The organism is Neglectibacter sp. X4 (assembly GCF_009917365.1).
Taxonomy (GTDB): domain Bacteria; phylum Bacillota; class Clostridia; order Oscillospirales; family Acutalibacteraceae; genus Acutalibacter.
Map to the genome: position 1 here is coordinate 20,414 of NZ_QWLE01000033.1, position 14,867 is coordinate 35,280.

At 54.8% G+C, this 14,867-nt stretch carries 19 protein-coding genes and 1 pseudogene; 7 read left to right on the forward strand and 13 right to left on the reverse strand.

Annotation, left to right across the window (positions count from 1 at the left end; translation table 11 throughout):
• Positions 1–151 precede the first annotated feature (151 nt).
• From D1841_RS11485 to D1841_RS11510, 6 genes are all read left to right on the forward strand, one after another.
• Positions 152–1,687 carry a sugar ABC transporter ATP-binding protein gene (locus D1841_RS11485; RefSeq protein WP_237076309.1) on the forward strand — a complete coding sequence of 512 codons (1,536 nt, stop codon included), beginning with the start codon at positions 152–154 and terminating at the stop codon, positions 1,685–1,687.
• On the forward strand, positions 1,677–2,726 hold the full coding sequence (locus D1841_RS11490) for an ABC transporter permease (protein WP_371721809.1): 1,050 nt from the start codon (positions 1,677–1,679) through the stop codon (positions 2,724–2,726). The genes D1841_RS11485 and D1841_RS11490 overlap by 11 nt, the downstream gene beginning before the upstream one ends.
• Positions 2,727–2,955: 229 nt before the next feature.
• A complete protein-coding gene (locus tag D1841_RS11495; RefSeq protein ID WP_160643178.1) occupies positions 2,956–3,759 on the forward strand; it encodes a hypothetical protein in 804 nt (267 codons plus the stop codon).
• 155 nt (positions 3,760–3,914) lie between these two features.
• A complete protein-coding gene (gene fba, locus D1841_RS11500; protein WP_160643179.1) occupies positions 3,915–4,781 on the forward strand; it encodes a class II fructose-1,6-bisphosphate aldolase in 867 nt (288 codons plus the stop codon).
• Positions 4,782–4,932: 151 nt separating this feature from the next.
• Positions 4,933–5,535 carry a GNAT family N-acetyltransferase gene (locus D1841_RS11505; protein ID WP_160643180.1) on the forward strand — a complete coding sequence of 201 codons (603 nt, stop codon included), beginning with the start codon at positions 4,933–4,935 and terminating at the stop codon, positions 5,533–5,535.
• A gap of 12 nt (positions 5,536–5,547) precedes the next feature.
• Entirely contained in the window at positions 5,548–6,513 is a 966-nt protein-coding gene (locus D1841_RS11510; protein WP_160643181.1) for a type I phosphomannose isomerase catalytic subunit, read from the forward strand.
• A gap of 15 nt (positions 6,514–6,528) precedes the next feature.
• On the opposite strand, the pseudogene D1841_RS19205 reads toward D1841_RS11510, so the two are convergent.
• From D1841_RS19205 to D1841_RS11570, 13 genes and pseudogenes are all read right to left on the reverse strand, one after another.
• Positions 6,529–6,807 (reverse strand): annotated as a pseudogene (locus D1841_RS19205) (type IV secretory system conjugative DNA transfer family protein); the annotation flags it as partial.
• A gap of 421 nt (positions 6,808–7,228) precedes the next feature.
• Entirely contained in the window at positions 7,229–7,429 is a 201-nt protein-coding gene (locus tag D1841_RS19875; protein WP_160643182.1) for a hypothetical protein, read from the reverse strand.
• 19 nt (positions 7,430–7,448) lie between these two features.
• A complete protein-coding gene (locus D1841_RS11520) occupies positions 7,449–7,937 on the reverse strand; it encodes an MBL fold metallo-hydrolase (RefSeq protein WP_160643183.1) in 489 nt (162 codons plus the stop codon).
• Positions 7,877–8,329 (reverse strand): MBL fold metallo-hydrolase, encoded by a 453-nt coding sequence (locus D1841_RS11525; RefSeq protein ID WP_160643184.1) that lies wholly within the window; start codon positions 8,327–8,329, stop codon positions 7,877–7,879. The genes D1841_RS11520 and D1841_RS11525 overlap by 61 nt, the downstream gene beginning before the upstream one ends.
• 2 nt (positions 8,330–8,331) lie before the next feature.
• Positions 8,332–9,465, reverse strand: coding sequence for an aldo/keto reductase (locus tag D1841_RS11530; RefSeq protein WP_201751294.1), 1,134 nt, complete (start codon positions 9,463–9,465; stop codon positions 8,332–8,334).
• Between the two features lie 81 nt (positions 9,466–9,546).
• Positions 9,547–9,816 (reverse strand): helix-turn-helix transcriptional regulator, encoded by a 270-nt coding sequence (locus D1841_RS11535; protein ID WP_160578847.1) that lies wholly within the window; start codon positions 9,814–9,816, stop codon positions 9,547–9,549.
• Between the two features lie 98 nt (positions 9,817–9,914).
• Positions 9,915–10,673, reverse strand: a complete 759-nt coding sequence (locus D1841_RS11540) for a DNA adenine methylase (protein WP_160643190.1) — start codon at positions 10,671–10,673, stop codon at positions 9,915–9,917.
• 68 nt (positions 10,674–10,741) lie between these two features.
• On the reverse strand, positions 10,742–11,710 hold the full coding sequence (locus tag D1841_RS11545) for an N-acetylmuramoyl-L-alanine amidase (RefSeq protein WP_160643191.1): 969 nt from the start codon (positions 11,708–11,710) through the stop codon (positions 10,742–10,744).
• A complete protein-coding gene (locus D1841_RS11550) occupies positions 11,703–12,056 on the reverse strand; it encodes a hypothetical protein (RefSeq protein ID WP_160578844.1) in 354 nt (117 codons plus the stop codon). Before D1841_RS11550 ends, D1841_RS11545 begins: the two co-directional genes overlap by 8 nt.
• A 163-nt stretch (positions 12,057–12,219) precedes the next feature.
• A complete protein-coding gene (locus D1841_RS11555; protein ID WP_160643192.1) occupies positions 12,220–12,633 on the reverse strand; it encodes an isoaspartyl peptidase in 414 nt (137 codons plus the stop codon).
• Positions 12,623–13,189 carry a carbohydrate-binding protein gene (locus D1841_RS11560; RefSeq protein ID WP_160643193.1) on the reverse strand — a complete coding sequence of 189 codons (567 nt, stop codon included), beginning with the start codon at positions 13,187–13,189 and terminating at the stop codon, positions 12,623–12,625. Before D1841_RS11560 ends, D1841_RS11555 begins: the two co-directional genes overlap by 11 nt.
• Positions 13,186–14,088, reverse strand: a complete 903-nt coding sequence (locus tag D1841_RS19215) for a Bro-N domain-containing protein (protein WP_160643194.1) — start codon at positions 14,086–14,088, stop codon at positions 13,186–13,188. Before D1841_RS19215 ends, D1841_RS11560 begins: the two co-directional genes overlap by 4 nt.
• Positions 14,089–14,091: 3 nt before the next feature.
• A complete protein-coding gene (locus tag D1841_RS11570) occupies positions 14,092–14,310 on the reverse strand; it encodes a helix-turn-helix transcriptional regulator (protein WP_161880006.1) in 219 nt (72 codons plus the stop codon).
• A gap of 147 nt (positions 14,311–14,457) precedes the next feature.
• On the opposite strand from D1841_RS11570, the gene D1841_RS11575 reads away from it, so the two are divergent.
• Positions 14,458–14,867, forward strand: a 410-nt coding sequence (locus D1841_RS11575; RefSeq protein WP_160643195.1) for a helix-turn-helix domain-containing protein, incomplete at its 3' end; no start/stop codon positions are given.

Sequence of the window (14,867 nt, forward strand, 5' to 3'; positions counted from 1 at the left end):
AAGGGGCTGCCCGGAAAATATAGTTTGGTAAATGAAAGGCTATGGCGTACTCGTCATAGCCTTTTTCCAAAATGGAGCGAGGAGTACAAGCGTGGAAAATCTGAAGAAAGGAACGATACCGGGCACAAAAGAATGATGTTTTATCCTTTTTATGCCAGTTTGGTATCGCATGGCGATGACTATGACGCTGGAAATGCGCAATATTGTTAAATCCTTCGGAGCAAACGATGTGCTCAAGGATATCAGCTTTTCCATAGCAGGCGGGGAAATTTGCGCCCTGCTGGGGGAGAACGGCGCGGGCAAGTCTACCCTGATGAACATTCTGGGCGGCGTGCTTCCCGCTGACGCCGGCACCATACTGCTGGACGGGAAGGAGGTGCAGTTTTCCACTCCCGCAAAGTCTTTAGACGCGGGTATCGCTTTCATCCACCAGGAGCTGAACCTGGTAAATGACCTGGCTATTTATGAGAACATGTTTATTGGCAGGGAAATCAAGCGTAAAGGCGGCTTTCTGGACGCACCTGCCATGATAGAGAAGTGCCGGGAAGTTTTTGCGCGCATGGATGTGGATATTGATCCCGCCTTGATGGTGCGGGATCTGGACGCTTCCTACAAGCAGATTGTGGAGATTGCCCGGGCGCTTTTGATGAAAGCCTCTATTATCATTATGGACGAGCCTACCACCTCCCTGACAGAGCCGGAGATTGAGCGGGTGTTTGACATGATGCGCACCCTGCAGGGCCAGGGGGTGGCCATGGTGTTCATTTCCCACAAGCTGAAAGAGGTGCTGGCAGTGTGTACCCGGTATACGGTGCTGCGGGACGGGGCCATGGTGGCAGAAGGCCCGGTGGAGGGCGTTACGGTGGACGAGCTTGCCACCCACATGGTGGGGCATCAGGTGCGCACGGAATCCCTGCGCCAGGAGCGGGAGCTGGGGAAGGAAGTGCTGCGGGCAGAGGGGCTTAGCCAGGAGCGCTTCCATGACATAAGCTTTTCCCTGCGGGCCGGGGAGGTGCTGGGCTTTACAGGCCTTCTGGGCGACGGGCGCAGCGAGCTTTTCCAGGCTGTGTTTGGCAGCGGGGGAAGGGTTCGGGGCCAGCTTTACCTGGAGGGAGAGCCTGTGCAGGTGCACAGCACCCAGCAGGCCCTGGCCCTGGGAATTGGCTATGTGCCCCGGAACCGGAAGGAAAACGGCATTATCAAGGACATGGACATCCTGGAAAACGGCTCTATTGTCACCTGGCCCCGGAACGCCAGGCTTGGCGTGATAGACTGGGGGAAGGTGCGGGAAGGCTTTCAGAAGCAGGCGCAGGGGCTGCGCATTAAGATGGACAGCGAGAAGAACCCCATTGGCAGCCTGTCTGGCGGCAACCAGCAGAAGGTGGTGCTGGCAAAATGGCTGAACGCGGATCCCAAGGTGCTGATTTTTGACAATCCCACCCAGGGCGTGGACGTGGGGGCTAAGGAAGATATTTACGACACCATCCTGGCCCTGGCAAACCAGGGCGTGGCAGTGGTGGTGCTTTCCAGCGAAGCCCAGGAGATTATCCGCCTGTGCGACAGGGCCGTGGTGCTGTACCACGGCAGGGTGCAGGGGGAGCTTTCCGGGGAGGACATGACGGATCAGGAGATTATGCGCCTGGCTACAGGCGGAGAAATGAGAGAGAGGGTGGAGAGTGTTGGATAACGTGGAGAAAAACAAGGCTGGCCTGCTGGAACGGTTTAAGCAGGCATGGCGCCAGAACCCCCTGTTCAGCACAGGCATGGCGCTTATCGTGATGATCATTGTGCAGACCCTGGCGCTGACCATGAATTCCAATTTCGCGAGCTTTGGGGACTGGTTCCAGAACTGGCTGTTTAACTGGATTTCCCTCCTGCGCAACAATTCGGCTATCGGCATTATTGCCCTGGGCATGACCTTTGTGATTATTTCCGGGGGCATTGATTTGTCTGTTGGCTCGGTGTATGTGGCGGTGGGCGCTTTCACCATGATGCTGCTGGACACAGGCACAAACGGCTGGCTCCAGGGCATTGGCCTTACAGGCGTGCCTGCTATCCTCATCGCTTTGGTGCTTGCCATGCTGTTCGGCGGGATTTTGGGAGAGGGCAACGGCCTGCTGATTTCCTACGGCAGGATGCCCCCCTTTATCGCCACCCTGGGCGCCATGCAGATTCTGCGCAGCGTCACCCAGTATTTCATGAAGCTGCAAAGCCCCACCCTGCCTGACAGCTACAAGGGCATAGCCCGGCTGAGCATTGGCGGGCAGCAGTTGATGCCCATCCTCTACTGGGCCATTCTGGCGGGGGCTATGTATTTCATTTCCAGGCAGACCACCTTTGGGCGCTATGTGTTTGCCATTGGCTCTAACGAGCGCACCACCCAGTTGTCCGGCGTGAATGTGCGCAAGGTGAAGCGCCGGGTGTACGCCCTGACCGGCTTCCTGGTGGCCATTGCCGCCATTATCCAGACCTCCCGCATTGGTTCCATGGACTATGCCAGCGCAGGCTCCGGCTTTGAGATGGACGCCATTGCGGCGGTTATTGTGGGCGGCACCAGCATGTCCGGCGGCCGGGGCTCCATTGTGGGCACTGTGTTCGGCACCCTGATTGTGGCGGTGATGAATAACCTTTTGAACCTTATAGGCGTGGATCCCTATCTTAGCGCCGCCTTCAAGGGGGCTATCATCATCGGCGCGGTGCTCTTGCAGCGCAAGGATAAGGCGTGAGCCTCCGGCGGCTGGGGGCTTTGCCCCCGTTCCCCACCAGAGGGGTAAAGCCCCTCTGGACTTCCACGCTTCGCTTTCCGCGCAGGGACTCTGGCGCTATTGGTACCTGTGCGGCCCGCAGTTGCAGGCGGATGAATGAAATGTAATAGCATATGACGAGACTGTAATGGAAATCCCTCCTTTTATGTGGTATACTGTATGTAGAAACCATAAAAAGGGAGGGATTTTTGTGAAAAGGTTTTGGACGGTTTTCGTGTGTTTGCTGGCTTTGGTGCTGTTAGGAGGACAGACGGCCTGTGCCTCCGGGGGCACTGGCGGCAGGAATTTGCTCTGCCTGGACGAGGCGGTTCATGTTTCCCTGCAAAGCGGCAGGACTTTTGCGGAGATAGACGATCCGGCAGTTCTTTCCCACCTACGGGAGATGTTTTACGCGCCGGTATATGAAAAAGACCAGTCCAGCGAGGGCTGGGTGGGATGGAGTTATGCCCTGACATGGTATGACAAAAAAGGGGAGCCAGTGGAGGAGATCGTGGTGCAGGGCGAGGGGTATGTCAATTATGACGGATGGTTCCAGACCCTTTCAGGGGGAAGGCTTGACTTCCAGTATTTTGAAAAACTGCTGCTGCCCTTCCATGTGACAGAGGATTTGGGGGAACTTGTGAAAGCCATACGGGGCGAACGGCTCCTTGGGAAAGATTTCCTGGAGGAAAAGGAGCCGGATGCCTTTATGGTGGAAAAGGACGGCAGGCGGGCGGTGTTTACCGACCCGGAAGTCGTCAGGCAGTCCATAGAAATGTTTGACGGGGTGCGGGTGCGCAGGGCCTGGGCCGATGGCACCCAGGAGCCTGAGGGCTTTTACGTCCTTACCTGGGGCGACAAAACAAACGCGCCGGACATGCCTGTGTTTGAATGGGGAGGCTTTTGGTACAGGCCGGGGGATCATATTTTCCGGCAATATGGCTATGCCTGCACCTTGGAGCGGGGCAGCGTGGATACGGCCTATCTGGACAGGCTGCTGGCAGAGGGGGAATAGGAGAAAATTTCCGGAGAAACAGGCAATGTGCCCATTTTACGGTTGCAATTTCCTGCTTTAGAGGGTATAATCAATATATGGGTGAAAGCCTGCCTGTTTTTTCCTGTTCCACACCAGGGAAGCGGGCTAAAATAAATGCTATGGAGGAATTTCATATGAGTTTAGTTTCTGCCAAGGAAATGCTGCAAAAGGCAAAGGCCGGCAAGTATGCTGTGGGCCAGTTCAACATCAACAACCTGGAGTGGACAAAGGCTGTCCTGCTGACTGCCCAGGAGTGCAATTCCCCTGTGATTCTCGGCGTGTCTGAGGGCGCGGGCAAGTACATGTGCGGCTATAACACAGTTGTGGGCATGGTAAAGGGCATGATGGAAACTTTGGGCATCACAGTGCCTGTGGCCCTGCACCTGGATCATGGCTCCTACGAGGGGGCGCTCAAGTGCATTGAGGCCGGGTTCTCCTCCGTTATGTTTGACGGCTCCCACTATCCCATTGACGAGAACATTGAAAAGACCAAGGAAATCATCCGCATTGCCGGGGAGAAGGGCATTTCTGTGGAAGCTGAGGTTGGCTCTATCGGCGGCGAAGAGGACGGCGTTGTTGGCGGCGGCGAAGTGGCTGACCCTGACGAGTGCAAGATGATTGCCGACCTGGGCGTGGACATGCTGGCCGCAGGCATTGGCAACATCCATGGCGTATATCCTGAGAACTGGCAGGGCCTGAACTTTGACGTGCTGGCCCAGATTCAGGAAAAGACCGGCACCATGCCCCTGGTGCTCCATGGCGGCACAGGTATTCCCGAGGAAATGGTGAAGAAGGCCATCTCCCTGGGCGTTTCCAAGGTGAACGTGAACACCGAGTGCCAGCTCTCCTTTGCCGCGGCTACCCGCAAGTATATCGAAGAAGGCAAGGACAAGCAGGGCAAGGGCTTTGATCCCCGCAAGTTGCTGACTCCCGGCACCGAGGCCATCAAGGCCACTGTGAAGGAAAAGATGGAGCTGTTCGGTTCTGTCGGCAAGGCTTAAGGCAGTGTGGCAGGCGTTTAGCGCAGCAATGCGCTTGTGCAGTAATGCGCTTGTGCAGCGCCTGCTTGACGGGCTTTCATAAAATATAATACGCAAACGCCGCTTGCTGAAAGGCCAGCGGCGTTTATCCATATGGAAGGTGGGAAGGCCCATGGAAAGGGACGAGGTGCGCATACGGGCGGCAAAGCCGGAGGACGCGGAAAGGTTGCTGGCGATTTACGCGCCTTATGTGGAGAAAACAGCTGTCACCTTTGAATATGACGTGCCAAGCGCGGAGGAATTCCGGGGGCGGATAGTGAGCGTGCTGGCCCGGTTTCCCTATCTGGCGGCGGAAAAGGATGGGGAGGTTTTAGGCTATGCTTATGCCGGACCGTTCCACAGCCGGGCAGCTTATGGCTGGGGCGTGGAAACCTCTATCTATGTGGATCCGGCGAGAAAACGCATGGGGCTGGGGGGCAAGCTCCACAGGGCACTGGAAAACGTTTTGCGGGAACAGGGATTCCTCAACATGAATGCCTGCATTGCGGTGCCGGAAAAGGACGATGAATATTTAACCCGCAACAGCGTGGAGTTTCACAGGCATTTGGGTTACCGGATGGTGGGGGAGTTCAGCCAGGCTGGTTATAAATTTGGGCGGTGGTATAACATGGCGTGGATGGAAAAGCACATCGGCCCTCATGGCCCGGGGCCAAAGCCGCCGGTGGGCTTTGCGGAAGTGCGGGAGCGCGTGAAAGAAAAATATCATATTGGCTAAGGGGGAATACCCATGAAAATTGAAAAGCTGGAGCCGGCCTTTAAGGATTACCTGTGGGGCGGGGTAAAGCTGCGGGAGGTCTACGGAAAAAAGTGCGCGTATGAGAAGGTGGCGGAAAGCTGGGAGCTTTCCACCCACCCCGCTGGTCAGAGCACCATTTGCGGCGGCGAATTTGACGGGATGACGCTGGGGGCGTATCTGAAAAAGGCAGGCCCGGCGGCTTTGGGGGCAAACTGCGGGAAATTTGAGCAGTTCCCGGTGCTTATCAAATTTATCGACGCGAAAGAGCCGCTGTCCATTCAGGTGCATCCCAGCGATGCATATGCCCTGGAGGCGGAGGGTGAATACGGCAAGACGGAAATGTGGTATGTGATGGACTGCGAGCCAGGGGCTTCTTTATATTTTGGGGTGAACCGGGAGGTGAGCCGGGAGGAATTTGCCCAGAGGATTGAGGACAACACCCTGCTGGAAGTGCTGAACAAGGTGGACGTACACCCGGGAGACGTGTTTTTTATTGAATCCGGCACCATCCACGCCATTGGCGGGGGTATCCTGATTTGCGAAATCCAGCAGAACTCGAACTGCACCTACCGGGTGTATGATTACGGGCGCTTGGGCGCTGACGGCAAGCCCCGGGAGCTGCATGTGGAAAAGGCCTTGGCGGTGTCAAAGCTTACTCCCTCGGATACGCGGGACAAGCAGGGAGAAGAGGAAGCTGTTCCAGGCGGCTGGATGAAGAGCCTTGCCTCCTGCACGTACTTCACTACCCGCCGCTGCCGGGTGGAGGGGGAGGTTCTCCTGCCTTTAGACGGCGGCAGCTTTGCTTCCCTGGTGGTGACGGAAGGGAAGGGCAGTGCTTCCTGCCGGGAAAATACGGTGGGCTTTGTCCCTGGAGACAGCCTGTTCGTGCCTGCAAACGCAGGGGAAGTCCGGGTGAAGGGAACCTGCACGCTGGTGGTCACCACAGTGGGGGCCTGAGCAAGCCTTCCTTTTGTACAAATCTGTGTATTTATTTACAAGATGCAGGCGGGTGAACCCGTCGCTCCTAGTGGGGTTGCGTAGGTCTATGATTGAAATTTTATAACCATAGCGGTTCTTTGCAATATTTGAATGGTTATGAAAAATATTATCATTTGTGTCCGTCGAGACAAATGACATTCCAGAGGTCAGAGCGTATTCGATGCACGGATAGAGCCAATGCGCAGTCTTGCCCACGCCTGCTGCCCCAATCATCATGGCGTGGACATCGCTCGTGTCCACCAGCGCAGCCGTGCCTGTCTTCTGTTGTTCTATGTCCTTCTGAATAATCTTGGCTTCGGCAGGCTCCCGGTGGAATCCGGGAATCTGCTTCATAAAGTTTTCGCAGGCTTGATCGATCACGTTGTTTGTAAAGTTCAACACCTTGTCATGCCTCCTTTCAAATTTTCTCTGGGAAATGCGAGAAGGCTCACAAGTTTTTTCCTGTGAGCCTTCTCAAAAATTTCTTCAGTTTTTTCGTCGCTGTGCTTTTTTGTACCACGCCGGTTCAAGTCCTAAAAATCGGAGTGGCATCTTTTTTGTCGGTCATTTATGTGAGGTGGATATAAAAAAAGATATTTTTGCCAAATCGGCGTATATATCTGAACTCTCTCAAATATATCCTGAGAAAAATCCACTTCTTAACCGTAAAATACACGGTGCCATATGGGATAATTTATTCTCTTAGTCCCGGCACGGCCATATAAATGTTTATTGAGAAGTGCGGGAAAAGTTTGAAAATCAGCACGCCTGCTTCAATGAATTTATCTACCATCTGGCACACCTGGGAGATGTCGGTAGCGCCGTCCTCATTGGTGGGCAGACGCATCAGTCCGAAGCCCAGCTTGAAGGTGTCTTTTCCCAAATATTCTGACATGATAGTTTCTCCTGTTCTGTCATTTGTATTCTTCTGGTACGTTTGTATTGCGCAGATATTCCTTGAAAAAGTAGAGCCTTGTGTTTCCCTGCTGGGCGTAGCTGCGCTTACCCATACCCACATCATCCTCATCGAAGATGGGCAGCTCCCCTGCCAAGGCCACTTCACCCACATCCCGCATACGATACAGGATATCTGGGGACATGGTGACCTGTTTGTACAAAGGCATGGGGTGGCCGCCGATAATACGGTCAAACTCGTCAATATGAGCAATTACGTTGTTTATGCCCCACAGCTCCATTTCCAGCGAAACGATGGTGGGCGGATTGGTGGGGTTATTGGCAGGGCCGATGTGTTCGCCGATACTATCCCCTCCGTAACAGACCCGGGCCAGATCATCTACAAAAACCATATGCCCCTTGCTGTGGATAGGGCAGTGGTAAGCCGTTACGGTGCGCCTGCCCAGCTCAAAGCGGTGGCCGTCGCCGATGGGGTGGAGTGCGGGCATTTTCTCCCAGGCCAGTATCTTTTTCTGCTGGATGAAACAGTTGTTGGTTCCGTCACCTTCATCAATGAAACTGTTATAAAAATCCAGGAAACCCTGTATAAATTCACCCGTGATCCCGCGAATGGTTTCCAATTCCCGCTCCGGGGCAAAACCTCATCAAACTGGCAGATGCCGCCAATGTGGTCGCCGTGTTCGTGGGTGAGGGCCACGGTGATGGGCAGGTCTGTCAGCTCCTCGCCTATAGTGCGGATGTTGCAATTGCCGATGCCGGTGTCCAGCAGCAGCGCCCGCTCTGTTCCCACAATGAGCAACGGGGCCTGCATCCCCATGCAGTTGATGGAGTACACGCCATAGCCCAGTTCTGTTACCGTTGGTTTGGTTGTCAGTTTCATAGTCATCTCCTGGTGGGGAAGGAAGAACCAGCCTCAAACTTTGCTGCCACATCCTCTTTCAAATGCTGCCGGATGGGCAGGTGCTGGGGGCAGGCTTTCTCGCACTGGCCGCAGCCAATGCAGTCGCCGGCTTTGCCATGCTTGAGGGAGATGTTGTTGTAATACACGGCCTGGCTGGAAAAGCTGCCCGCAGTGCGGAACACACTGTTGAACAGCGCAAAATATTGGGGGATAGCGATGTCCTTGGGGCAGTCGTGGGTGCAGTAGGCACAGCCCGTACACTGGATGGGCGTGTTCTTCTCGATAATCTTGGTGACTTGGTCGATGATCGTCTGCTCCTCGGCGGTGATTGACTCAAAGTTTGCAAAGGTAGCGGTGTTGTCCTCTACCTGCTCCATGCTGTTCATGCCGGAGAGCACCCGGGTCACGCCCTCCTGGCTGGCGGCAAAGCGCAGCGCCCAGGATGCGTTAGAAGCGTTAAGCCGCTTGGATTTCAGCAGGGCCTCGGCCTCCTCCGGCAGATTCACCAGCGTGCCGCCCTTGCATGGCTCCATCACGGTGACGGGCTTGCCGTACTTCTTGGCGATCTCCAGGCACCTGCGGGCCTGCACGTTAGGCTGCTCCCAGTCCACATAGTTCACCTGCAGCTGGAGAAAGTCCAGGCCCTCGCCGTACTGGGACAAAATTTCATCCAGCAGCTCGGGCATATCGTGGAAGGACATACCCACCTGCCGGATTTTCCCCTCCGCCTTTTTCTTCGCCACAAAGCCGAAAGCGTCGTATTTTTTGCACTTTTCATAGACGTTGGTGCCCATGTTGTGCAGGAGATAGTAATCGAAATACTCCACACCACAGTGTTCCATCTGCTCGTTGAAGATGCGCTCCAAATCCTCGTAATCCTTGAAATCCCGCAGGGGGAGCTTCGTCACCAGATGGAAGCTGTCCCGGGGGGGGCGCTCCACCAGGGCCTTACGCACGGCTTCCTCGGCGTGGTAGCCGTGGTAGGTGTAGGCGGTGTCGAAATAGGTAAAGCCCTTGGCAAGGAAAGCGTCAAACAGCGAATGGATCTTGTCGTAATCAAAAGAGTCCGGCTTATCCGCTTCCAGTACAGGTGTAGCTTTGCGAAAAAACCGCAAAAAAATTTCAAATTATCTGCAAAAAAAGAAGAGCGCTTAAATGGTAAAATAAACCGTTTAAGCGCTCTTACTTTTTAGAAATCAGCTTGGCTTTTTCCTGCGGTTTCCGTGTTCCTCAAGGATAAGATTTTCCCCTGTCCGGGGCTGCTGGTTCGGTATGTATTCCAGCAGCTCAGGCAGGGTGCAGCCCAAAGCCTCACAGATTTTGTCCAGGTGTTCGAAGCTTACCCGCTCGGCTACTTCTTGATATAAATCGCTGATAGTACCGGGCCGGATGCCTGTTTCCCTGGACAATTTGGCTTGTGTCCACCGGCGTTCGCCGAGGATTCTGGATAGATGAATTTTAATCATCTTTCATGCCCCTTTATTGGGCATTTTACCAGAAAGAGTATAATTTGTCCGCACTTTGTAAGGTTGTGACAAATATCGTAAGAACCTTACAATATCTGTTAGAAGTTACGGATAATCACTTCCGCATACTGCTTTTTATTTTCCCCGCTGCCAGACAGGTTTTCCTTGCGCTCTACCCTCTCGATGGTATAGCCTTTATACAATTCCCGCACCTGGGGGCAGTCATTGTAAGAGAGGATAAAACGGCCCTTAAGAGGCTCCAGGGCGGCTCTTAAACGCTGGTGGTCATCCGGGATAAAGGGGCTGTCATAGTACCCCTCAGCGCCAATATAGGGCGGGTCAAGGTAGAACAGCGCACCCTTGCGGTCATACACCCGGATAAGGTCTGCGAAGTCCTTGTGCTCTATGTTTACACCCTGTAGGCGCTTGAATGCTTGGGACAAGCGGGGGATTACATTGGAGACATTCTTCCTGTCCGTTGCATAGTCCTCGCCAGCCTTGCCAAAGCTGATTTTTACCCGGTACAAAAACCGGGCGGCCCGCTGGATGTCTGTAAGCCCCCGCATATTGGCCTGGGCCACATAGTCAAAGAACTGCTCCCGCGAGGAAAGCAGCCAGTCAAATTCCCGCTGCAGCTCCCCACAGTGGTACTTTACACAACGAAACAGGTTCACCAGATCACCGTTGATATCGTTATAGACCTCCAGCTGGCCCGCCTGTTTTTCCTTGGCGAAAAGCACCCAGGCCGCGCCGCCGAATACCTCAATATACCGCTCCACCTTGTCCGTGGGGAAGCGCTCCAAAATGGCCTTGCGCAGGATACGCTTGCCGCCAATCCAACCCATAAAGCTGTCCATATCATAGTCCATCCCTTCATAAAAATTAAGGGGCAGAATCCTCGGACGGACTACCAAAGGGCAGCAGGCTATTTCAGCTTTTCCACGATCCGCTTGGCAAGCACAGCGGCCTTGCAGTCGCTATGAGTCAGGCCCAGCTTACCGCCGCCCACGCCGGAGATAATACCTTTCTCCACCAGCTCCCGGATATCGTCCCGCCAATAGCTGGGCACCTCATCAATGGTGTTGTAGGTGGGGTTGATCTCATCGTACATCTTCTTAAATTCCTTGCCAGTCATGATGCTTTCCTCCTTTGCCGCCGGGTCTTTGGCCGAGGCAATTTTGTTGATGTAATCCAGGCACACCCAGCCCTCGCCGCAGTAGCCCCAGTTGCCGTCCTCTTTGGTAATGGTGAGCACCGTACCGTCCTCGAAAGCTTTAATTACCGAGCCGCTTACCGGGGCCGTGCGGCAGTTAAGACCGTCATCGGCGTTTACCTGGCCTTGGTACGGCTTAAAGGGGCCAGCGGGAGCGCCGCTCAATTTCTGGTTTACCTCTTTGGCAATCTGCCCCAGCCGGTTGTAGATATAATCGCCGGGGCAGGACTTGTTTTCAAACCAACGGTGGGCGGTCATGTTCTGGAGGTTCACTTGGCCCACCAGCCCCTTGTCGGCCTGCCACAGCAGCCGCTTAATCGTGTTGCGCTTGCAGATATCCGCGCACAGCTCAATAAGGGACTTCCAGACATTGGCGTTGATGGCGTAAGGGTAAATAGCATCGCTTGCGCACTCAATGGTAATGGCCCGGTTGTCATTTGCCGCGCTGGAGGAACACCAGGAGCGGTCGCTTTCGTCCACAATGGTACAAATGCGGCCATCGTAGCCTATGCCATAGTTACAGCTGGCCCCTTTAGATGTACGGCTGAACTCGCTGCACAGGGCCTCCACGCCCATCTGGCCCACCACACAATGGATGGTGATGGTGTCGATTTTGTGGTTCCGGGGGCTGTTGCAGTTGGGGCTTATTTGCCGCATACAGCTTAAAGCGCTGTTACTCATCCCGCGCCCCTTTCTCCGGCTCGAAAATTTCACCGGGCAGTAGGATTGTGTCCCTGGAGGCCCGTACCTTCTCGATAAGCTCATGGATGGGCGCGGCCCCTGCGGACAAAATAAGGCCCGTTATGATATAGGCCACGGCGGGCAGTTGGGCTGTGTAGCCAAACATGGCGAACACGTCCAGCCTAAAGAGGAACGCGAACAGGACGCCCAGCAGGGCGGCCCATACCGGGGCTTTTACATACCCCATAACCTTTTCGCCCACGATGTCCTTTACCCTGTCTACCAGGAACTGCACCAGGATAGCGAACACCAGCATAATGGCCACGGCCTTGGAAGTTTCCAGCATGAAATATCTCTCCTTTGTAAATGAATTTTTTGCACCGTTTACAGGCCCTTTATAAGGGCCGAAAGCTGCCCATTTTGACCGCCCCCTTTTCTGTACATATGAAAAAAGGCCGGGGAAAACAGTAAATCGCTTTGCGATTAACTGTCACCCCAGCTTTTCCTCTCTAAATTTTCACACCCACCAGCCTTGCAATGTGCCGCAGGTCATCCACCGGCGCATTGTAAAAAGCCTCATTCCAGAGCCAGTGTTCCTCATTGTCAGGCCGCTTATAGCGCCCACAAACAGGGTCGGCCCATACCTTTTCCCACTGCCCCGCTGCCCTGCCTTTACGGGCCTCCTGCGGCCCCAGGCGGGCTAGGATAAGCGTCACCAGAGTACCCCGTATCTTGCCCAGCCCGTCATCGTCCTGGACAAAATAGTCTTTCGTGTTCTGGCTGGCGGCGGCGCACAGCTTCCTGTTTTTCCAAAAGAGAAAGCCCTCCCGGCAGTCTAAAGCTGTGCCGTAGGGCAGATTGACCGGGCCGCTTAAACCCTGGAACCGGGCACGGCGGCGGGCTATATATCTTTTATATGCCATCCTCCTGGGCCTCCTCCCAGCCATATACTCCCGGCTCCCACACATTATTGTCCGCTGTAGAAATCCAGCGCTTTTCCTTATGGCTTACCTTGGCCCCCAGAGGGTATGCGTCCTGCGCCCCTATGGGCTGGCTCCAGGCGGGCCACTCCTCTGCCGGGTCGGATATCGCCACCCAAAGGCTGGGGGCCGCATCCGGCGTCCAGCCCTCTTGTGAAGTATGGGCTTGCAGGCATTTGTACAGCCTGCCGCCGTGCTGGCGTATCTGCCCTACAGCATAGCTTACCGGGCAGGCCCAGGGGGCGAAAAGCTCGGTATGCTCGGCAGCGGTCGCGGGGTCTATCTGCCCGCCCTCGGCCAGTGTGACAAACATAATGCCGCCCGTTTCGCTGGCCTTGTACAGCTCCCCGCCGCCATCCACCTGCTCCAGCATGATGGCGGGCACACCCGGCAGCTCCTCCCGGCCCAGCAGGCCGTATACTTTGCCCTCCCAGGCAATGCCCGTGGCCTCGTTTTCCGGGCACAAAACAAGGCACCCATTGCGGGTCTTATAGCTCATGCCTCATCCCCTTCCTGCGGCGGGGCCGGGGGCGGCTGCTGGGGCTGTTCCGGGGCCTGGGCCTGCTGCAGGGCGTTAGCCAGGGCATTGTAGCCGCCAAAGTCGCTTTTTTTGCTTTTGCCCAGGGAGGGGTCTACAAAGCCAAAGAATTGATAGGCCCGGTCGTGGAAATCCACCTCAGCCTCGTTGTAATAGTCCAGCCATTCCTCCATAAACAGGCAGTCGTAGTAGGTTTTTACGGCGGGACTGGAAATGGTATAGCCGTTGATGGTACAGAACCGGGCGATCATGCTAAAGTTAAGGTTTTGCTGTTCCTCCATAGCGGTCAGCATTTCCTCCACCTTATGGACGATATCCGGCGGGAAGGTTTCCAGCTTGCACTTAGCGGGGCCGTCACTTGTGAAAAACGGGATCACCTCCGGGGCCGTGGCCGCTGGTGCTGCAGGCTGTGCAGGTTGCGCCGTCTCTTTCACGGTGGAAATAATGACGGGCACGATCTGCATCACCACCTGGGCGGCTACCGCAGCCGCAAACTGCGCCATCTGCTCCATGGTGAAGGGCTGCGCTGCACCCGGCATACTGTAGGTGCCGGTCTTGCGGAGAGTGGGCAGCACTTCATGGGTCACCCAGCGGGTGAACTTCTTGGCCTCTGGCTTGTCCGACCGCAGGATGACTTTGTACAGCCCGGACTCGTTGATGATGGTCATTTTCTGGCCCCCGCCAAGGGTGTCCATCAGATGGACACCCTTTTCATCATCATCCAGCCGCCGTGCTGCGTTGCGGTTGTTCTGGATATCCAGAACTCGGCACACATCTGCCAGCACCCACCACGGCTCGTTGTCTTTCATGATCGTGCGTACCTCGTTGCCCTCGTAGTTGAATACCTGTATTGCGTTCATTTGTCATGCTCCTTTCTTAACTATGAAAATATCTTCAACTTTACAGTGAAGTGCCTTAGCGATCTCCCTGGCCCGCAAGGGGTGGACGCTGCTGGTCTCGCCGCTTTCAATGCGGTTAATAGCTTGGCCCCCAAGCCCAGCCGTCCTTGAAAGGCTATGCTGCGAAAGCCCTGCATCCAGCCGCCGCGTGCGTATCTCGGAAACTTTTGGGACTAAGTACATTATTCTAACCTCCTTGCATATTGTCCGTTTGGGATGTTTTTATATTATAATACACGTTCCGTTCGGACAAGTCAAGCCCTTTTTCAAATTTTCCTTGTCCATCTGGACAGTTTTTGATATACTTACAGAATAGGAGGCGGTTGCCACATGAATATAGCAGCACAAATAAAGAATTTGCGGCTAAGTAAAGGTATCACGCAAAAAGAACTGGCTGAGCAAACTGGTATTGCATTACAATCAATAATTAACTATGAGAATGGCCGCAGAGAGCCCAATTCTAAGGCCATGGCGGCACTAGAACGATATTTTGGCGTGAGCGGCGAATTTCTCCGGGGTGGCGTGGATCGGGATGACTTTATGGAGAATATCCCCATAATACACGCCGAGTTGGATAGGGTGATAGCCCGAATGGGGCAATTTAAGGATGCCTATACCGTAAGCAACCAGGATGAGCAAGCCCTGGCGGCCAGCGTGTTATCCCAGGCCCTTGAGCTTATTACAAAAAATCTCCTGCAGCAAAATAGGCCGGTCAACATGGCATATCAGGAAATCACAGG